Genomic DNA, 19,267 nt, shown 5'->3' with positions numbered 1-19,267 from the left:
GACCATGTCGCACCCGTCCACCCCGTCGGCTCCGCCGGCCCCGCCGGGCACCGCCGGGGCGCCGCCCGCGGGCGGCCCGCCCGTCGACCCGCGGCTGCTGCGCACCGCGAGCGCGGTCCGGGTGCACCTGGCCGTCGCCGCGGGCTGCGGGGTCGCCGCGACCGGGCTGATCCTGGCCCAGGCCTGGCTCGTGTCGCGGGTGGTGGCCGGGGCGACGCCGTCGTTCGCCACCGACGGCACGCCCATCGGTCCGGGCGCCGGGCTCGACACCCTGGCCCGGCTGGTCGGGGGCGTCGCCGTCGTCGCGGTGGCGCGGGCGCTGCTGACCTACGGCGCGGAGTCCGCCGCGCTGCGCTGTGCCGCCCGCGCCAAGTCCCAGCTGCGGACGGCGCTCGTGCGCCGGCTCGCGCTCGCCGCGCCGGACCCGCGGCGGTCCTCCGGCGAGATCGTCACCCTGGCGACCCGCGGGCTCGACGCCCTCGACGACTACTTCGCCCGCTACCTGCCCCAGCTGGTGCTCGCCGTCCTGGTCCCGGTCGCGGTGCTGATCGTCGTCGCGGACGCCGACTGGATCTCCGCGGTCGTCATCGGGGTGACGCTGCCGCTGATCCCGCTGTTCATGGTCCTGGTCGGGATGCACACCCGGGCCAGGACCGACCGCCAGTGGCGGCTGCTGTCGCGCCTGGGCGGGCACTTCCTCGACGTCGTGCAGGGGCTGCCGACGCTCGCGCTGTTCCGCCGTGCGCAGGTCGTCGCGGGCAAGGTCCGGGAGACCACGGACGAGCACCGGCACGCCATGACCGGCACCCTGCGGGTCGCGTTCCTGTCCGCGTTCGTGCTGGAGGTCCTCGCGACGCTGGCCGTCGCCCTGGTCGCGGTCGAGGTCGGGCTGCGGCTGCTCTACGGGAACCTCGACTACGCCACCGCGCTGTTCGTGCTGGTCCTGGCCCCGGAGGCGTACCTGCCGCTGCGCGAGGTCGGTGCCCGGTTCCACGCCAGCATGGAGGGGGTCGCCGCCGCCCGGCAGGTGTTCGCCGAGCTCGACCGCCCCGTCGGCGGCGCCACCGGCGGGACCGCTCCGGTGCCGGCCGCCGACCCGGCCGGGCGCGGCCTGACCGTCGACGGGCTGCGGGTGCGCTACCCCGGTGCGGACACCGACGCCGTCGCCGGGCTGTCGCTGGGCCTCGCCCCCGGTGAGACGGTGCTGCTGCGCGGCCCGTCCGGGGCCGGGAAGTCCACCCTGCTCGGGGTGCTGCTCGGCACCGTCGCCCCGACCGGCGGCACCGTGATCGTGCACGGCCGGGACGGAACCGCCGCCGAGCTCGCGGAGCTGGACCTCGACGCCTGGCGGCGCGGGGTGGCCTGGGTCCCGCAGCAGCCGCACCTGTTCGCCGACACCGTCGCCGCCAACGTCCGGCTCGGCGCCGGACGGGACAACGTCACCGACGACGCCGTCCGCGCGGCCGCACGCCGGGCCGGACTCGACACCGTCGTCGCCCGGCTGCCCCGGGGCTGGGACACCGTGCTCGGTGAGGGCGGCACGCAGCTGTCCTCCGGCGAGCGCCAGCGGGTCGCGCTGGCCAGGGCGTTCCTGCGCGACGCGCCGCTGGTCCTGCTCGACGAGCCGACCGCGCACCTCGACCCCGACTCCGCCGCCGCGGTCCGCACCGCGGCCACCGAGCTGCTGCGCGGGCGCACCGCGGTCGTCGTCGCCCACGACGCGGGCTGGGCCGAGCACACCGACCGCACGGTCACGATCGCCCCCGCCACGATCACCCCGGCCGGGGGTCCCCGATGAGCCCCTGGTCGCTGGCCCGCAGCGTGCTGGCGCCCCGGCTGCGCGGCGTCGTCGGTGGCGCGCTGCTCGGCGCGCTCGCCACCGCCTGCGGTGCCGGGCTGCTGTCGCTGGCCGCCTGGCTGCTCGCCACCGCCGCCCAGCACCCGTCGGTGACGGCGCTGTCGGTCGCCGTCGTGCTCACCCGTGCCCTCGGCGTCGGACGCGGGGTGGCTCGCTACGCCGAGCGGCTGGTCGGGCACGACGCCGCCCTGCGCGCGCTGTCGGACATGCGCGGCCGCGTCTACGCCCGGCTCGCCGCCACCGAGCCGGTCCACCGGTTCCGGTCCGGCGAGCTCGTCGCCCGGCTGGTCGGCGACACCGACTCCGTGCAGGACCTGGTCGTGCGCGGGATGCTGCCGGTCGTCGCGGCCGCGGTCGCCGGGTCCGGTGCGGTGCTGCTCGCCACCGCGCTCTACCTCCCCGGCGGCGCGCTGCTCGCGGGCGGGCTGCTGCTCGCCGGGGTCGCGGTGCCCGCCCTCGCCGCGGCGCTGTCGCGGCAGCCCGCCGAGCGCGCCGGCGTCGCGCGGGACCGGCTGGCGACCGCCCTGGTCGACCTGCTCGACGGCGGCCCCGAGCTGCTGGCCCACGGAGCGACCGGCCACGCCGTCGACGCGGTCGCCCGGGCCGACGCCGAGCTGACCCGCACCGCCCGCCGCGACGCCGCGCTGCTCGGCCTCGGCGCGGGCTCCGGCGCCCTGGTCGCCGGGCTCACCCTGGCCGGGACGCTGCTGCTGGGCGTCGCCGCCGTCGACGCCGGTGCCCTCGGCGCGGTCCCGCTGGCCGTGCTGGTGCTGACCGCGCTGGCCGCGTTCGAGATCGTCGCGCCGCTGCCCGCCGCCGCGGCCCGGCTCGCCGCGGTACGCGCCGGGATGGCCCGGCTGGTGCCGGTGCTCGACGCCGCGCCCGCCGTCGCACACCGCGAACCGGGCGCCACACCGCTGCCCCGTCGCGGCGACCTGGCGATCCGCGGTCTCACCGCGGCCTGGCCGGGACCGGGACCGGACGGCCGCGGCCGCACCGTCCTGCAGGGGGTGGACCTCGACGTCGGGCGCGGGGAGGTCGTGGCGCTGGTCGGCCCCAGCGGGTCGGGCAAGTCGACGCTGGCCGCGGTGCTGTTCCGGTTCCTCGACCCGCGCGCGGGCACCGTCCGGCTCGACGGGCACGACCTGGCGGTGCGGGCACCCGAGGAGGTCCGCGCGGTGGTCTCCGGGGTGCCGGCCGACCCGCACGTGTTCGACTCGACGGTCCGGGAGAACCTGCGCCTGGCCGCCCCCGACGCCGACGACGCCGTCCTGCACGACGTCCTGCGCCGGGTCGGGCTCACCGGCCTGGCGCTCGACGACGAGGTCGGCGCACACGGTGCCCGGCTGTCCGGTGGGATGCGCCGGCGGCTCGCGCTGGCCCGCGCGCTGCTCGTCGACCCGGCGGTGCTGGTGCTCGACGAGCCCACCGCCCACCTCGACCCGGACACCCGCGACGCCGTCCTCGACGACCTGCTCGCCGCCGCGGCGGGGCGCGCGGTGCTGCTCATCACCCACGACCCGGCGGTGCTGCCGCGGGCCGACCGCGTGTACACGCTGCGCGACAAGAAGGTCCACCTGCGTGACGGGGCTGCGTGCAGCCCTCGCGAACCGCGGCCCTACCCTGCTCCGAACGTCCGATAGCGGGCTCGCGCCGGCTCCGGGCGTGCCCGGGGTTCTCTCAGTCAGGTCACAGGAGGCCCCTGACACGCTGGGAGCACCTCGCCGGGAGACCGTCCCGCGCAGGAGTGCAGGAGTCAGTACGAGCCCGCGCGCGCCACGGCATCCGCCCGGCGCCGCGTCCGGTCAGAACGTGAGGTCACCACCCCGTGCGAGCGTCACGCCGTCCCTCCCCGACGACGTCAGGACCGAGGTCCGCGTCCCGGACCCCCCGGTTCCGGTCCGGCCTGCGCCGGGCCCCGGCCCTGGCCCTGGTGCTCTCGGGGGTCCTCGCCCTCGCCGCCTGCACCTCGGGGGTCGGCGGTGACGACACCGCCGGCGGCACCGCGCCGTCGTCGGCCCTGGAGGCCTCCGCGAAGGCCGTCGACCTGGGCAGCTGGCGGTGGGACAAGCAGCCGGGACCGATGGAGATCGGGGTGACCCACACCCAGGACAGCCTCGACGACACCGAGCCGGCGCAGGCCCGCCAGCGCGGGGTCGACATCCTGTCGAGCCTCGGCCAGGAGTACCAGAACCACCACATCATGGGCTTCGGCACGCTCAACCCCGAGCCGCGGCCCGGTGAGTTCGACTGGGGCTCGCTGGACCGCCGGATGCAGCTCACCGAGGAGACCGGCGGCAAGGCGATGCTGACGCTGTGCTGCTCCCCGGACTGGATGAAGGGCGCACCGCGCGACAGCGGCGACACCCGCTGGGACCGGCTCGAGAAGGCCCCGCTGCCCGAGCACTTCGCCGACTTCGCCAACCTCGCCCGCGAGGCCGTGCAGCGGTACCCGCAGGTCGACCGCGTCCTGGTGTGGAACGAGCTGAAGGGCTTCTACAACCAGGCCGAGAACCGCTGGGACTACGAGGGCTACACGAACTTCTACAACCAGGTCTACCAGGCCGTGAAGTCCGTCCGGCCCGACGTGCAGGTCGGCGGCCCCTACGTCGTCATGAGCAGCGTCCCGGTGGACTCGCACGACGCCTCGAACATCCGCGGCCCCTGGGGGGCGCTCGACCAGCGCCCGCTCGACGTCCTGGACTACTGGCTGAAGAACAACGTCGGCGCGGACTTCATCGTCGTCGACGGCTCGACCACCAACCGCGGACAGCAGGACGCGATCTCCCCGGTCGACGTCGGCGCGGAGAAGTTCTCGGTGATCGACCGCTGGATCCAGGAGCGGACGCAGCTGCCCATCTGGTGGGCCGAGTTCTACGCGAACGTCCCCGCCGACGCCCAGGCCGGCTTCGACTCCCCCGCCAGCGCGGTCTCGACGATCGCCGCCCTGCAGGCGATGGCCCGCTCCGGCACCCAGGGCGCGCTGCTGTGGGGTCCCGAGGGCAGCAGCTCGCTCGAGTACTCCTCGCTGTGGACCCCGGCCACCGAGGAGAACGGCGGCCAGGCGACCCCGCTGACCGAGGCGTGGCGCTGGCTGGTGCCCCGGCTCCGGGAGGGCACCGTAGAGCTGGGCCGGGCCACCGACGGCTCCTCGCTGGGCGGTTTCCGCGCGGCCGACGGCTCGATGCTGCTGGTCAACTTCTCCGCCGACGCGGTGCCGGTGTCCGGCCAGGAGGACATCCCCGGCTGGGCGATCGTGCCGATGACCACCAGGTCCTGACAGCTCCGCGACGGCCACGACGGGCCGGCACCGCAGCAGCGGTGCCGGCCCGTTCGTCGTGGGGCGGGTCAGGCCTTCGGGCCACCGGCCACGTAGATGACCTGGCCGCTCACGAACGACGAGCGCTCGTCGACGAAGAACGACACGGTCTGAGCGATGTCCTCGGGCGCGCCGGGGCGCTGCACCGGGATCTCCTTGGCCCGGGCGGCCTTGAAGTCCTCCCAGTCCACGCCGATCCGCTCGGCGGTCGCCTTGGTCATCTCCGAGGCGATGAAGCCGGGGGCGATGCAGTTCGCGGTGACGCCGAACTTGCCGAGCTCGATCGCCAGGGTCTTGGTGAAGCCCTGCATGCCGGCCTTCGCCGCGGAGTAGTTCGCCTGCCCGCGGTTGCCCAGCGCGGAGGTCGACGACAGGTTCACGACCCGGCCCCAGGCGGCGTCGACCATGTGCTTCTGCACCGCACGGGTCATCAGGAAGGCCCCGCGCAGGTGCACACCCATGACCGCGTCCCAGTCGTCGACGGTCATCTTGAACAGCAGGTTGTCCTTGGTGATGCCGGCGTTGTTGATCAGCACGGTGGGTGCGCCGAGGCGCTCGGTGACCGCGTCGACGGCGGCGGCGACGGCCTGCTCGTCGGCGACGTTCGCACCGAACGCGGCCGCGGTCCCGCCCGCGGACTCGATGGCCTCGACGGTCGCCTTCGCGGCCGACTCCTCCAGGTCCAGCACCGCGACCTTGTGTCCGTCGGCGGCGAGCCGGATCGCGGTGGCGGCCCCGATGCCGCGCGCCCCACCGGTGACGATCGCGGTCCTCTGCTGCTGGGTCATGTCTCTCCTCGCTGATCGACGGTGATCTCCGGGTGTCTCCCGCTGCCGATCGTGTCACCCCCTACCGCCGCGTCACATCGCGGTCCGTGCGACGTCGCTCACCCCCGATCGGATGCCTCGGGTGCACTAGCGTCGAGGTGTCCGTTCCCGACCAGGAAGGATTTTCATGGCCGTCGAGCGTTCCGAACCGACCTACCGGCTTGCTCTGCCGGAGCCCACGACCTCGTTCGAGCAGGACGCGGAGTACTGCGTCATCGACCTCGGACACGGGTGGACCGAGTACCGCTTCCACGACTACGACGAGCTGTTCAAGATCCCCGGCCTCTACGAGAAGCTGTTCTACGACATCCTGCAGTGCCAGTCCCCGGCCGTGGTCGCGGGCGCGCTGGCCGAGCAGCTCGACGCCGTCGGTGTCGACCCGTCCGGGCTGCGCGTCCTCGACGTCGGCGCCGGCAACGGCATCGTCGGCGAGGAGCTGCGCGCCCGCGGCGTCGGGAAGGTCGTGGGGATCGACATCCTGCCCGAGGCCCGCGACGCCGCCGAACGCGACCGCCCCGGGGTCTACGACGACTACCACGTCGTCGACCTCACCGCCCTCGACGACGAGACCGTCGAGAACATCTCCTCGGGCGGCTTCGACGCCCTGACCTGCGTCGCCGCGCTCGGCTTCGGTGACATCCCACCCGCTGCGTTCCGCACCGCGTTCGACATGGTCGCCGACGACGGCTTCGTCGCGATCACCCTGCGGGACGACTTCCTGACCGACGGCGACACCTCCGGGTTCGCCGGCCTCATCTCGTCGCTGCTGGCCTCCGGCGAGCTCGAGGAGCTCGGCGCGACCGTCTACCGGCACCGGCTCGCGACCAGCCGTGACCCGCTGCTGTACCGGGCCGTCGTGGCCCGCAAGCGCCGCCCGCGCGACTGACCCGGCGCGTTCGCACCGGTCCGCGCCGCGTCGACCGGTGCGAACGCGCAGCCGCGAGACCTTCCGGACATTACGGGTTAGGTAAGCCTCGGCTATTGTCCCGGCGTGCTCCGACGACTGATCATCCTGCTGGCCCTCGCGGGCCTGCTCACCGCCTGCGCCTCCGATCCGGGCCCGGCCGCCGCGCCGGCCGGCTCCGACGGCGCGTTCCCCGTCCGCATCGACAACGCCTTCGGCACCGCGGAGATCCCCGCCCGCCCGCAGCGCGTGGTGGCCCTCGGCGTCACCGACGCCGACCCCGTCCTCGCCCTCGGCGTCACCCCGGTCGCGCTGGCCGGCTACGCCTTCTACGAGGAGACCGGAGGGCTCGGGCCGTGGGCTCGCGGCCTGGTGCGGGGTGAGGCACCGCAGCTCCTCACCGAGACCGAGCCGAACCTGGAGCGCATCGCCGCGCTGCGCCCGGACGTCATCATCGCGCTGTCCTCGAGCATCGACCAGGCCGCCTACGACCAGCTGACCGCGATCGCGCCGGTCGTCGCACGGCCCGCCGGCACGATCGCGTTCGGGGTGAGCCGCACCGACCAGATGCGCGCCGTCGCCACCGCGCTGGGTGAGACCGCGCGCGGCGAGGAGCTGATCCGCACCGCCGACGCCGCGTTCTCCGACGCCGTCGCCGCGCACCCGGAGTTCCGTGGCAAGGTCGGCGCCACGGTGCTGCCCTTCGACGGCAAGTACGGCGCCTTCACCGCCGCCGACGCACGCGGGCAGTTCATGACCGGCCTCGGCTTCGCACAGCCGCCGGCGATCGCCGAGCGCGACGACCGGAAGAGCTTCTACGTCGAGGTCTCCTCCGAGCAGGCCGGCCTGCTCGACGGCGACGTGCTGGTGATGCTGGCCGACGAGGGCACCACGAAGCAGCAGGTCGACTCCGACCCGGTCCTGCGCCAGGTGCCGGTCGTCGCCCGCGGCGACATGGTCGTGCCCGACGCCGACACCCGGGGCGCGATGACCTACAACAGCGTGCTCTCGGCCCCGTTCGCCCTGGAGCGGCTCGTCCCCCAGCTCGCCGAGAAGCTCCGCGGCTGATCCGGGTTAGGGTCCCTGCGTGACTGTGATGGAGCGGTTCCGACTGGACGGCCGGGTCGCCGTCGTCACCGGTGCGTCGTCCGGCCTCGGTGTGGCCTTCGCGAAGGGCCTCGCCGAGGCGGGCGCGGACCTCGTGCTGGGCGCGCGACGGGTCGACAAGCTGGCCGACACGGTGGCACTGGTCGAGGCGACGGGCAGGCGCGCGGTCGCCGTCGCCACCGACGTGGCGAAGCCCGAGGACTGCCGGGCGCTGGCGCAGGCCGCCGTCGACGGGTTCGGTCGGCTCGACGTGCTGGTGAACAACGCCGGGATCGGCACCGCCGTCCCGGCCCTGAAGGAGACCCCCGACCAGTTCACCTCGGTCATCGACGTGAACCTCAACGGCTCCTACTGGATGGCGCAGGCCTGCGCGGCGCACATGGCGCCGGGGTCGAGCATCGTCAACATCTCCTCGATCCTGGGCCTGACCACGGCGTCGCTGCCGCAGGCGGCCTACTCCGCGTCCAAGGCGGCGATCGTCGGCCTGACCCGCGACCTGGCCCAGCAGTGGACCGGGCGGCGCGGGATCCGGGTCAACGCGGTCGCGCCCGGCTTCTTCGCCTCGGAGATGACCGAGCAGTACCCGGACGGCTACCTGGAGCGGATGTCCGAGCGGATCCCGGTGGGCCGCAAGGGCGACCCGGAGGAGCTGACGGCGGCCGTGCTGTTCCTCGCCTCGGCGGCCGGTGGCTACGTCACCGGTCAGACCTGGGCCGTCGACGGCGGCATGACGATCACCTGACCGACCGGCCCGGATCGGATCGGATCGGATCGGAGGTCCCGGGGGCGCCGCGCGGCGCCCCCGGGACCTGCGCACTCAGCTGCGGGGCACGTCGTCCGACTCCGGGGTCAGGCCGGAGGCGGGCACCAGGTTCCAGCGCTCCAGCGCCGCCCGCACCTGCTCGGCGGCGTCGACGTTGAGCGGGCCCGAGGTCCACAGGGCGTAGGGCAGGTTCAGGAACCGGTTCTCCCGGACCGCGGGCAGGTCGCGGGTGTCGGGGCGGCTCTTGAGCACCGCGACCTTCTCGGCGAAGGTCTGCGGCGGGTAGTCGACGAACAGGAACGCGGCGGGCTGCGCCGTCGCGACCCGCTCCCACGAGACCTGGGTCCAGGTGTCGTCGACGTCGGACAGCGCGTTGCGCGCCCCGGCCGCTTCCATGATCGCCTGCGGGGCGCCGAAGCGGCCGCTGGAGTACGGCGACTCGGTGCCGCTGTCGAACAGGAACACCGTCGGCGGGGTCGCGGCCTTCGGTGCCCTCCCCAGCGCGGCGAGCCGGTCGTCGAGGTCGGCGACGACGCGGTCGGCGTCGGCGGTGTGCCCGGTGATCGTGCCGAGGTTGTGCAGGTCGTCGCGCAGCGCCGTCCAGGGGTCGACGATGCCGCGGGCACGCTGCCCGTCGGCCTGACGGCAGGACTCGGTCAGCACGTAGGGGGCGATGCCCTGCTCGCGCAGCCGGGCCGGGGTGAGGTTCTTCTCCTCGCTGTAGCCGTAGTTCCAGCCGGCGACCATCACGTCGGGGTCGCGGGCCAGGACCGTCTCCAGGGTCGGGTACTGCGGTGCCGCCTGGGCCAGGCCGTCGACGGCGGCGCCGTAGTGGCGGCGCAGCGTCTCGGCGTCGCGCTGCATGCTCGACACCGCGGCGACCCGGTCCTGGGCACCGAGCGCCAGGACCATCGAGATCATGTTGCCGTCGTTGACGAACATGCGCTGCGCCGGGGACGGGAACGACGCCGGCGCCCCGCAGTTCGTCACGGTGACCGTGCCGGCCGGGGCATCGGCGGCGGGCGGAGCCGGGGCCGGGGCCGAGCAGGCTGCGAGGGCGACCGCCCCCGCGGCGAGGACGGCGGACAGCCGCAGTGGACGGGTGGGCAGGAGCGTCACGGAGTCTCCCCGGGTAGGTCGAGCAGGAGGCGGGACCGCCCGGTCACCGGGTGCGTGACGCGGGCGGCGGCGACCCCGAAGACCCGTGAGACGGTGTCGGGGTCGAGGTCGGGCACGGCCGGGAGGGCCCGGCCGTCGTGCAGCACGACGAGGCGGTCGCACCAGCGGTCCGCGAGGTCGAGGTCGTGCAGGCTCACCACGACGGTCCGGCCGAGTGAGCGCACCAGCTCCAGCAGGCCCAGCGCGTGCCGGACGTCGAGGTGGTTGGTGGGCTCGTCGAGCAGCAGGACCCCGGCGTCCTGGGCGAGCCCGCGGGCGAGCAGCACCCGGCGCCGTTCCCCGCCGGAGAGCCGGTCGACCGGCCGGTCGGCCAGGCCGTCGAGCTGGACCGCGGCCAGCGCGGCGGTGACCGCGGCCCGCTCGGCCGCGTCGCCACCCGACCACGGCGGCCGGTGCGGGACCAGGCCGAGCGCGACGACCTCCCCGACGCACAGGTCCGCGGGGAGGTCCTCCTCCTGGCCGACGAAGGCGATCCGCCGGGCCCGCTGCCGGGCCCGCAGCGCGGTCAGCGGGGTGCCGTCGAGCAGCACGCGGCCCGCGGCGGGTCGGCGGATCCCGGCGAGGGCGCGCAGCAGGGTGGACTTGCCGCTGCCGTTGGGCCCGACGACGCCGAGCACCTCCCCGGGCTCGACCGCGAGGTCGACCCCGGCCAGCACGGTGCGCCCGCCGAGCACGCAGGACAGGGTCTCGGCGCGCAGGCTCATGCCGTGCTCCCGGCGGTCCGGTAGCGGCGGCGCCCCATCAGGACCAGGAACACCGGGGCGCCGATCAGCCCGGTGACCACGCTCAGCGGCATCTCGGTGGGCCGCACCGCGATCCGGGCGGCGACGTCGACGACGACCAGGAACAGCGCCCCGGCCAGCGCCGCCACCGGGACCAGCACCCGGTGCCGGGAGCCGACCAGCAGCCGGGCCAGGTGCGGCACGACCAGCCCGACGAAGCCCACCGCGCCCGAGACCGCGACCAGCACCCCGACCGCGGTCGCGCAGACCGCGAACAGCGCCGCCCGTGCGGCGGTGACCGGCACGCCGAGCGCCGCCGCGGTGTCGGGTCCGGCGTTCAGTGCGTCGAGCCAGCCGCTGGAGGCCAGGAACAGGACGAGCACCAGCCCGACGGTCACCGCGGGCACCGCGACCCGGTCCCACTGCGCCCCGGACAGGCTCCCCAGCAGCCAGAACAGCACGGACTGGGCGGCCGCCGGGTCGCCGGTGCGGAACACGAGGAAGCTCGCCGTCGCCGAGAACGCCGAGCCGAGCACGGTGCCGGTGAGGATCAGCCGGATCGGGGTGATCCCGCCCTGGGCGACGGCGATCGCCCCGACCAGCGCCCCGGCCGCGAGGGCGCCGAGCAGCGCCCCGGTGAACAGCGCCCAGGTGCCGAGCGCACCCAGCACCCCGGTGGTGATGACGGCCGTGGCGCCGACGCTCGCGCCGGAGGACACCCCGAGCAGGTAGGGGTCGGCGAGCGGGTTGCGCACCAGGGTCTGCACCCCGGTGCCGGCGAGTGCGAGGCCCGCACCGACGATCGCGGCGAGCAGCGAGCGCGGCATCCGCAGGTCCCACACGATCGTCGAGACCGGGCCGGGACGGTCCTGCAGCACCGCGTCGACGACCCTCGCGACGGGGAGGACCTCGGCGCCGAAGGCGAGCGAGCCCAGGAGCGCGACCGCCAGCAGCGCGGCCAGGGCCACCGTCACCGTCGCGGAGCGCACCGACCGTCGTTCCCACACCTGCACAGTTCATCATGTGGCGGCAGCTCGGTGACTGCGGGGAAGATCACCGAGCGGGACGCAGGTGCACCCGTAGACCGGCGAGCCGCGGTCCGCCGGACCCGCCGGGGTGCACTTCGACGAGGCCGGTGGCCGGAACGGTGGGCCGGGCGTCGGGGAAGTCGTCGCGCAGCACCTCCAGCATCGTGCGCAGCTCCAGCCGGGCCAGGTGCGCACCGGCGCAGAAGTGCGGGCCGTGCCCGAACGTCAGCGGATGTCCCTGGGTCGGGCGGGCGTCGATCCCCCGGATGTCGACGAGCACCGGAGCCCCGGCAGGCAGCGCCCGCCCGGCGAGGTCGACGGCGGTGCGGGCGAAGCGCCACAGCGAGTAGGGGGCGGGCGGGTGGACCCGCAGCACCTCGGTGACCAGCGCGTCGAGCTCGTCGGCGGTGCGGCCGGCGAGCCCGGAGTCCAGGGCGTGGGCGACGACGTAGCCGAGCGCGGCGTCGGTGGTGAGCTGACCGCCGAACACCAGGCCGAACACGAGGTAGCCGACCTGGGCGTCGTCGAGGTCGGGCAGGGCCGCACGCAGGCCGGCCGCGACGCCGTCGCCGGTCCCGTCGGTGACCGCGGCCGTGCCGATCGCCTGCAGCCGTCCGAAGGCGGCGCCCGCCACGGCCGGGTCGGGGCTCCACATCGCGCGACAGGCGTCGACGGCGTCGTCGAGGAGCCCCGGCGGGGCACCGACGACCTCGAGCACGACGGCAAGCGGGTACCGGATGGTGACGTCCTCGGTGAGGTCGACCTCGCCGGGGCCGAGGCCGTCGAGCAGGCCCGCGGCGATGGACCGGATCCGTCCGGCGTACGGAGCGAGCGCGCGGGCCGACAGCAGCGGAGCGTGCGCGCGGCGCAGCCGGGCGTGCCCGGCGCCGTCGGCGGTGGTGAGCGACAGCCGCTCGACGGCCGGGGGTTCGAGGTCGGTGACGCCGGGCGGGGCGAGCGCGGGGTCCTTGGCGAACCGCGGGTCGGTGAGCACCCGGCGGGCGAGCGCCTCCTCGGTGACCACCCACACGGCGGGCCCGCCGGGGAGCGTCGTGCGCACGACCGGACCTCCGGCCGGCGCGGGGTCCGGTTCGGACAGCGAGCGGGTACGGGCGGTGAACGGGCACGTCATGGCTCGATCGTGCCCGCGGACGCGGACACCTCCGGTCCTCAGTCGAGCAGCACCGTGCGCAGGTCGAGGCGGCGCAGCACCCGGTCGACGGCGTGCGGGTCGACACCGGGCTCGCGCCGCGCGGCCAGCACCTCGGTCCGGGCGGCCGCCAGCGCTGAGGCCTGCGCCTCGGCGAACGCCCGGCGGGCCTTCTTCACCGCCGCGATCCGGGACCGTTCCTCCTCCGACGGCGTCTCCCCCGACAGCACCCGCTCCAGCCGTTCGACGCGCTCCCGCATGGCGGTGCCGACCTCCTCGGGCAGGCCGCGGACCGTGCGTTCGAACTCCAGGGTGGCGACGGCGGCCCGGCGGGCCCGCAGCACGATCTCGCGTTCGGCGCGGTCCTCGGCGTCGGCCTCGTCGTCGATGTCGAGGGCGCGGACCAGCATGCCCAGGGTGAAGCCGGGCACGAGCAGCGTCACGAACAGCACCGACACCGCGATGAGGACGAGCTCGTCGCGGGCGGGGAACGGCGCCCCGGACGCGGTCTGCAGCGGCAGCGACAGCGCGAGGGCGAGCGTCGCGAGGCCCCGCATGCCGCACCAGGACAGGAGCACGGCCTCGCGTCCGGTGAGCGGGGCGGCGCCGGCCGCGGCGGCCCCGTCGCCGTCGCGGGCCAGCACCCGCCAGGCGACGACCATCCAGAGCACCCGCACCGCGACGACGACCACGCACACGACCGCCGCGTGCGCGAGCATCGTCGGCAGCTCGTCGCCCGCGGCGAGCACGACCTGGCGCAGGTCGAGCCCGATCAGGCCGAACGCGAGCCCGGTCACCAGCAGCTCGACGACGTTCCACAGCGAGGACTGGGTGAGCCGCTCGGCCGCCTCGTCGGCGTCCGCCCCGGCCCGCAGCTGCAACGCCAGCACGACGACCGCGATGACCCCGGACGCGCCGAGCTCCTCGGCCGCCAGGTAGGTGGCGAAGGGCAGGACCAGGGTGAGCGCGCTGCGTCCGGTGGCGTCGGTGACCCGGCCGAGCACCCGCCGGGCCAGCCAGGCGACCCCGAGACCGATGAGCACCGCCCCGGCCGCGCCGAGGACGAACCGAAGCCCCAGCCCCAGCGGGCTCAGCTCGCCGCCGGAGACGGTGGCGAGCACCGCGGCCTGGAACACGACCAGGGCCGTCGCGTCGTTGAACAGCCCCTCGCTCTGCAGCACGGCCACCACCCGGCGCGGGATCGGGACCTGCCCGGCGACCGCCTCGACCGCCACCGGGTCCGGCGGGGCCACCATCGCGCCCAGCGCGATCGCCGCGGTCACCGCGATCCCCGGGACCAGCAGCCACACCGTGCCCGCCACGACCGTCGCGGTGACCAGCACCAGCGCGACGGCGAGCAGCGCGATGGACCGCCACCGGGCCCGGAACACCGCCCACGACGTGCGCTGCGCGGTGGCGAACAGCAGTGGCGGCAGGAACAGCGGCAGGATCAGCTCGGGGTCGATGACGAACGCGTCGGGCAGGCCGGGCAGCAGCGCGACGACCACGCCGAGCACCACGATCAGCGCGGGCCAGGGCAGCCGCAGCCGGTCCCCCACCCCGACCAGGACGACCGCGGCCACCATCATCCCGACGAGCACGAGCAGCATCTCCACGGACCGACACCCTGCCCTCCTCGCCGCCGGACGGCAGCCGACGCGCCGTGCCAGGATCACGGCGAGACACCCACCACCGACCCGAGGAGGTCCATCCCGTGCCCCGCAACCCCTACGACGAGCTGCCCCCGGTCCCGTCGTTCACCCTGACCAGCACCGACCTGACCGACGGCACCGCGCTCGCCACCCCCCAGCTGTCGGGGATCTTCGGCGCGGGCGGCGAGGACGTCTCGCCGCAGCTGTCCTGGTCCGGCGCGCCGGAGGGGACCCGGTCCTACGCCGTGACCTGCTACGACCCGGACGCCCCGACCGTCGCCGGGTTCTGGCACTGGGCGGTGTTCAACCTGCCGGCGTCGGTGACATCGCTGCCGTCCGGCGCCGGTGACGACACCGGCTCCGGCCTCCCCGAGGGCGCGGTCCAGCTGCGCAACGACGCGAGCCTGGCCCGCTACCTGGGCGCCGCCCCGCCGCCCGGGCACGGCCCGCACCGGTACTTCTTCGTGGTGCACGCCGTCGACGTGCCCACGCTGGACGTGCCCACCACCGCGACGCCCACGTTCCTCGCCTTCACCCTGTTCAGCCACACCGTCGGCCGTGCCGTCCTGGTCGGGACGCACGCGAACCTGAGCTGAGGCCCGCCGGCGTGGACGCGAACGCGGAGCTGGACCTGCTCTACCGGGTCCCGCCGGAGGACTTCGTGGCCGCGCGCGCCGCCGCCGTCGCCCGGGCCCGCGCCGAGGCCGACACCGACTCCGCCCGGGCGATCGCCGCCGCCCGGCGGCCGACCCGGGCCGCGTGGCTGGCGAACCTGCTGGTCGACGACGCCCGCGACGAGGTCGAGGGGCTCCTGGCGCTGGCCCCGGTGCTCGCCGACGCCCAGCGCTCGCTCGACGGCGCGGCCCTGCGGGAGGTGTCGGCGCAGCGCACCCGGCTGGTCGGTGCGCTGGCCCGGCGGGCCGCGGCCCTCGGCCGCGCCGCGGGGGCCCGGGTGGACCCCGGCCTGGAACGCGACGTGCGGTGGGTCCTGGAGTCGGCGCTGGCCGACCCGGAGCTGGCCGACCGCGTGCGGTCGGGACGGCTGGAGCGCTACGAGCGACACAGCGGCTTCGGCCCGCTCGCGGAGCCGGACTCCGGGCCACCTGCGCCGCGGACCTCGCCGCCGCGCACCCCGCCACCGCCCACCTCGCCACCGCGCACCTCGTCACCGCCCACCTCGACGGACCGCGACGCCGAGCCTGCACCCGGCACCGGGGCTCCCCCGGACACCGCATCCCGACCGGACGGCGACGGGGAGCTGTCCCGGCGCCGGCGCGACGCGCGGCGCCGGGAGGCCGAGCGCCGGGCCGCCGAGGAGCAGCAGCGGCGCGCGGCGCAGCGGCACGCGCGGGCCCTCGCCGAGGCCGAGAAGGCCGTCGAGACCGCCCGGCTGGCCGCCCACGACACCGACCGGGAACGCGAGGACACCCGGGACCGCGCCGCGCAGGCCGCGGGACGCCGCGACGACGCGCACCGCCGCGTGGCGGAGCTGACCGCCGAGCTGGCCCGCGCCCGGGACGAGGCCGAGGACGCCGACCGCGCCCGGGACGAGGCCGAGCGCGCCGCCCGGGACGCGGCGGCCCGGGCCGACCGGGCCGGGGAGGACCTGGCCCGCGCCGAGGAGATCCTGGACGGGCTGCGGTCGGACTGAGGAGGACCCGTCCCTGCCCGGCCGCCACCGGGCACGGCAGCGAGCAGTCCCGCGACCCGTCCGCGGACCCGTGGCATCCTGGCCCGGATCCGACAACGAGGAGCTCCCGTGTCCGACGATCCCCGCCGTCACATCCGTGCCCCCCAGCAGATCAAGGACCACAACGACGACCTGCTCGCCCGGCGCGACCGCGGCGATCTGCCGTTCGAGCTGCCCGTCCTGACCGTCCCCGGCCGGCGCAGCGGCCGGCCTCGGCACACCCCGCTGACGGTGTACGCGACCGGTGGGGAGCGGTTCGTCGTCGGCGGGTTCCCGGGCGCGGACTGGATCGTCAACGTCCGGGCCGCGGGCGGGCACGCCACGCTGAGCACCGGGCACGACGCCGAGCCGGAGCCCGTCGTGCTGGTGGAGGTGCCGCCGGAGCAGGCGCGCACCGTCCTCGATGCGTGGCCGGAGGTCACCCCGGACGGCGTCGCGATCATGATGGAGAACGGGATCGTCACCGAGCCGACGCCCGAGGCCCTCGGTGCCCTGACCGGCATCTGCCCGGTGTTCCGCATCGACCCGGCCTGAGCGTCCCATGGACGGTCATACGGACATCGGCATCGTCTTCCGGCCCGAGCTGCCCCCCGAGGAGCTGCCGGGCGCAGCCCGTGACGTCGAGGCCGCGGGGCTGGACCAGCTGTGGCTGTGGGAGGACTGCTTCCTGCACGGCGGGACCGCCACCGCCGCCGTCGCGCTGGCCCGCACCGAGGCCCTGACCGTCGGCGTCGGGCTGTTCCCGGTGCCGCTGCGGAACCCGGCGGTCGTCGCCATGGAGATCGCCTCGCTCGCCCGGCTGTTCCCCGGCCGGTACCTGCCGGTCCTCGGGCACGGCGTGCTCGACTGGATGGGCCAGGTCGGCAACCGGGTCACCTCGCCGCTGACCCTGCTCGCCGAGCACACGACCGCGGTGCGGGACCTGCTCGCCGGGCGCGAGGTCACCCGCTCCGGGCGCTACGTCCGGCTGGACCGGGTCCGGCTGGACCACCCGCCGGCGACCGCGGCGCCGGTCCTGGTCGGCGGGCGCGGGCCGCGCACCCTGCGACTGGCCGGGGACCTCGCCGACGGGGTCCTGCTCGACTCGGGTCTGACCCCCGAGGAGGTCCGGTCCTCGCTCGGGTCGTGCGGGCCGGGCGGCGCCGCGGACGGCTTCCGGCGCATCGGCTACGTCGCGCTGCCGGAGGATCCCGCACTCCCGGAGCGGCGGCGGGCGGTCGAGTCGATCGTCGCGACCCACGCCGCGGCCGGGCTGGACACCGTCGTCCTGGTCCCGCCGGCCGGCGCCCCGGACCCGCGGCCCTGGCTGGACGCCGCGTCCGCGGCCCGCAGGACCCTCACCTCGGAGCGGTGAAGCCCGCCCGCAGCTCGCGCTTGCGGATCTTGCCCGTCGCGGTCCTGGGCAGCGGCTCGTCGGTCCACCGCACGTGCGCAGGCGCGGCGAACTCGCCCACCCGCGCGGCGACGGCGGCGCGGACGGCGTCGTCGTCGCGGGCCGCCCCGGGGCGGGCCCGGACCAGCGCGGCGACCTCCTCCCCCAGGCGCGGGTGCGGCACCCCGAGCACCGCCACCTCCAGCACCCCGTCGACGGTGTGGATCGCCGCCTCCACCTGCGCGGAGTACACGTTCTCCCCGCCGCGCAGCACGACGTCCTTGCACCGGTCCACGACGTACACCCAGCCGTCGGTCACGTGCCCCAGGTCGCCGGTGCGGAACCAGCCGTCGACGAACGCCTCGGCATCGGCGTCGGGCCGGTTCCAGTAGCCGCGGACCACGTTCGGGCCGCGGAACCACAGCTCGCCGACCTCGCCGTCGCCCAGCGCCTCCCCGGCCGGGCCCGCGACCCGCAGCTCGGCCCCCGGCGCGGGCCGGCCGACCGAGTCGGGGCGGGCCCGGTACTCGGGCCCGGTGTTCGCGCAGATCGCCGAGGTCGTCTCGGTCAGGCCGTAGCCGTTCGCCGCGCCGGCACCGAGGTCGCGTCCGATCCGGGCGACGAGCTCCGGCGGCACGGGCGCCCCGCCCATGCCGACCGTCCGCAGCGAGGCCAGGTCGGCGGGGTCAGCGCCGTCGAGCAGCTCCGCCGTCGTCGACGGGACACCGTTGGAGCGGGTCAGCCGCTCGGCCCGGACGACCGCCCGCGCCGCGGCCGGGTCCCAGCGGTGCAGGGTCGCGAGCTTCGCCCCGCCGAGCACGGCGCCGACGAGGCCGTTGATCCCGGCGATGTGGAACATCGGGTACATGAGCAGCGTCCCCTGCTGCCCCGGCGGCGGTTCCGTCCCGGCGTCGAGCGCGGTCGCCCGGGCGGTCAGTGCGACGTTGAGCAGGTTCGTCACGTGGTTGCGGTGGGTGCCGACCGCGCCCTTCGGGCGGCCGGTGGTGCCGGAGGTGTAGAGGATCGTCGCGTCGTCGTCGGGGCCGGGCGGGCTGTGGCCGCCCGGGTCACCGGGACCGTCGGTGCGCAGCCCGAGGTCCTCCCACTCGACCACCGGGCCGGGCGCGGGCGCCCCGCCACCGCGGACCCGCACGACGGGTACCCCGACGCCGCGAGCGCTGCCGTCGGTGCCGCTGCCGCACAGGGCGGCGCACCGCTCCGGGTCGGCCACGACCACCCGGGCACCGGAGTCGGCCGCCGCCCAGGCCAGCTCGGGCGCGCTCCACCAGGCGTTCAGCGGCACGACGACCAGTCCCGCGACCTGCGCGGCGAAGAAGACCACCGGCCACTCCGGCAGGTTGCGCATCGCGATCGCGACCCGGTCACCGGGGCGCAGCCCGAACCGCCCGGTGAGCACGCCGGCCAGGTCGGCGACCAGGCTCCGGTGCTCGCCGTAGGTGCGCCGCTCGCCCTGGTACACGGTGAAGGTGCGCTCCGGCCAGGCCGCCGTCGCCGCCCACAGCTCGGCCAGGGTGTGCGGGCCACGCCGGTAGACCCGCATCGCGACGCCCCGCACCTCGGCGTCGACCAGCTCGAACTCCCCGCCGGGTGCGGTCAGCGCCGCGATCACCGGGCCGAGTCCCGTCATCGCCGCTCCGGTGTCGTTCCTCGGGGTGTCTCCCATCGGCGCACCTCC

At 76.0% G+C, this 19,267-nt stretch carries 17 protein-coding genes; 10 read left to right on the top strand and 7 right to left on the bottom strand.

Translation table 11 applies throughout. The features are described from left to right. Positions 1–4 precede the first annotated feature (4 nt). From cydD to Ae717Ps2_RS12500, 3 genes are all read left to right on the top strand, one after another. On the top strand, positions 5–1,798 hold the full coding sequence (cydD, locus tag Ae717Ps2_RS12510) for a thiol reductant ABC exporter subunit CydD (RefSeq protein WP_083695903.1): 1,794 nt from the start codon (positions 5–7) through the stop codon (positions 1,796–1,798). Next, positions 1,795–3,501, top strand: coding sequence for a thiol reductant ABC exporter subunit CydC (cydC, locus tag Ae717Ps2_RS12505; RefSeq protein WP_075306462.1), 1,707 nt, complete (start codon positions 1,795–1,797; stop codon positions 3,499–3,501). The genes cydD and cydC overlap by 4 nt, the downstream gene beginning before the upstream one ends. Before the next feature lie 290 nt (positions 3,502–3,791). Beyond that, a complete protein-coding gene (locus Ae717Ps2_RS12500) occupies positions 3,792–5,138 on the top strand; it encodes a hypothetical protein (RefSeq protein ID WP_020623148.1) in 1,347 nt (448 codons plus the stop codon). 68 nt (positions 5,139–5,206) lie between these two features. Here Ae717Ps2_RS12500 and fabG read toward each other — a convergent pair whose 3' ends face one another. Beyond that, the gene (gene fabG, locus Ae717Ps2_RS12495) at positions 5,207–5,965 is read right to left on the bottom strand and encodes a 3-oxoacyl-ACP reductase FabG (RefSeq protein ID WP_020623147.1); all 759 of its coding nucleotides are present in this window, start codon (positions 5,963–5,965) and stop codon (positions 5,207–5,209) included. 166 nt (positions 5,966–6,131) lie between these two features. On the opposite strand from fabG, the gene Ae717Ps2_RS12490 reads away from it, so the two are divergent. From Ae717Ps2_RS12490 to Ae717Ps2_RS12480, 3 genes are all read left to right on the top strand, one after another. Beyond that, positions 6,132–6,890: a class I SAM-dependent methyltransferase gene (locus Ae717Ps2_RS12490; protein WP_020623146.1), complete on the top strand. Its 759-nt coding sequence runs from the start codon at positions 6,132–6,134 to the stop codon at positions 6,888–6,890. Between the two features lie 267 nt (positions 6,891–7,157). Next, positions 7,158–7,976 carry an iron-siderophore ABC transporter substrate-binding protein gene (locus Ae717Ps2_RS12485; protein WP_369804835.1) on the top strand — a complete coding sequence of 273 codons (819 nt, stop codon included), beginning with the start codon at positions 7,158–7,160 and terminating at the stop codon, positions 7,974–7,976. A gap of 19 nt (positions 7,977–7,995) precedes the next feature. After that, positions 7,996–8,757 carry an SDR family NAD(P)-dependent oxidoreductase gene (locus Ae717Ps2_RS12480; RefSeq protein WP_075306470.1) on the top strand — a complete coding sequence of 254 codons (762 nt, stop codon included), beginning with the start codon at positions 7,996–7,998 and terminating at the stop codon, positions 8,755–8,757. A gap of 75 nt (positions 8,758–8,832) precedes the next feature. Here the strand turns inward: Ae717Ps2_RS12480 and Ae717Ps2_RS12475 are convergent, their stop codons facing one another. The 5 genes from Ae717Ps2_RS12475 to Ae717Ps2_RS12455 form a co-directional block, all read right to left on the bottom strand. Then, positions 8,833–9,897 carry an ABC transporter substrate-binding protein gene (locus tag Ae717Ps2_RS12475; protein WP_233147537.1) on the bottom strand — a complete coding sequence of 355 codons (1,065 nt, stop codon included), beginning with the start codon at positions 9,895–9,897 and terminating at the stop codon, positions 8,833–8,835. After that, complete coding sequence (locus Ae717Ps2_RS12470; protein WP_075306472.1) at positions 9,894–10,661, bottom strand: ABC transporter ATP-binding protein; 768 nt, start codon at positions 10,659–10,661, stop codon at positions 9,894–9,896. Before Ae717Ps2_RS12470 ends, Ae717Ps2_RS12475 begins: the two co-directional genes overlap by 4 nt. Beyond that, positions 10,658–11,668 (bottom strand): iron ABC transporter permease, encoded by a 1,011-nt coding sequence (locus tag Ae717Ps2_RS12465; protein ID WP_075306474.1) that lies wholly within the window; start codon positions 11,666–11,668, stop codon positions 10,658–10,660. The genes Ae717Ps2_RS12470 and Ae717Ps2_RS12465 overlap by 4 nt, the downstream gene beginning before the upstream one ends. A 64-nt stretch (positions 11,669–11,732) precedes the next feature. Further along, positions 11,733–12,839 (bottom strand): cytochrome P450, encoded by a 1,107-nt coding sequence (locus Ae717Ps2_RS12460; protein ID WP_075306476.1) that lies wholly within the window; start codon positions 12,837–12,839, stop codon positions 11,733–11,735. Between the two features lie 38 nt (positions 12,840–12,877). Further along, entirely contained in the window at positions 12,878–14,467 is a 1,590-nt protein-coding gene (locus Ae717Ps2_RS12455; protein ID WP_233147762.1) for a Na+/H+ antiporter, read from the bottom strand. Between the two features lie 104 nt (positions 14,468–14,571). On the opposite strand from Ae717Ps2_RS12455, the gene Ae717Ps2_RS12450 reads away from it, so the two are divergent. The 4 genes from Ae717Ps2_RS12450 to Ae717Ps2_RS12435 all read left to right on the top strand — a co-directional run bounded on the left by Ae717Ps2_RS12450 (position 14,572) and on the right by Ae717Ps2_RS12435 (position 17,553). Beyond that, complete coding sequence (locus Ae717Ps2_RS12450; RefSeq protein WP_075306480.1) at positions 14,572–15,105, top strand: YbhB/YbcL family Raf kinase inhibitor-like protein; 534 nt, start codon at positions 14,572–14,574, stop codon at positions 15,103–15,105. An 11-nt stretch (positions 15,106–15,116) separates the two neighbouring features. Continuing rightward, entirely contained in the window at positions 15,117–16,160 is a 1,044-nt protein-coding gene (locus Ae717Ps2_RS12445; RefSeq protein ID WP_075306481.1) for a hypothetical protein, read from the top strand. 108 nt (positions 16,161–16,268) lie between these two features. After that, entirely contained in the window at positions 16,269–16,733 is a 465-nt protein-coding gene (locus Ae717Ps2_RS12440) for a nitroreductase/quinone reductase family protein (RefSeq protein ID WP_083702346.1), read from the top strand. 7 nt (positions 16,734–16,740) lie between these two features. Continuing rightward, complete coding sequence (locus tag Ae717Ps2_RS12435; protein ID WP_075333408.1) at positions 16,741–17,553, top strand: LLM class flavin-dependent oxidoreductase; 813 nt, start codon at positions 16,741–16,743, stop codon at positions 17,551–17,553. On the opposite strand, the gene Ae717Ps2_RS12430 is transcribed toward Ae717Ps2_RS12435, so the two are convergent. Then, entirely contained in the window at positions 17,537–19,255 is a 1,719-nt protein-coding gene (locus Ae717Ps2_RS12430; RefSeq protein WP_075333407.1) for a class I adenylate-forming enzyme family protein, read from the bottom strand. The two genes, Ae717Ps2_RS12435 and Ae717Ps2_RS12430, sit on opposite strands and share 17 nt — an antisense overlap. Positions 19,256–19,267: the final 12 nt, after the last annotated feature.

It is taken from the genome of Pseudonocardia sp. Ae717_Ps2 (assembly GCF_001932475.1).
Lineage (GTDB): Bacteria > Actinomycetota > Actinomycetes > Mycobacteriales > Pseudonocardiaceae > Pseudonocardia.
Note: the sequence above shows the minus strand (reverse complement) of the source record. Positions and strands in the feature narration are given on the sequence as shown.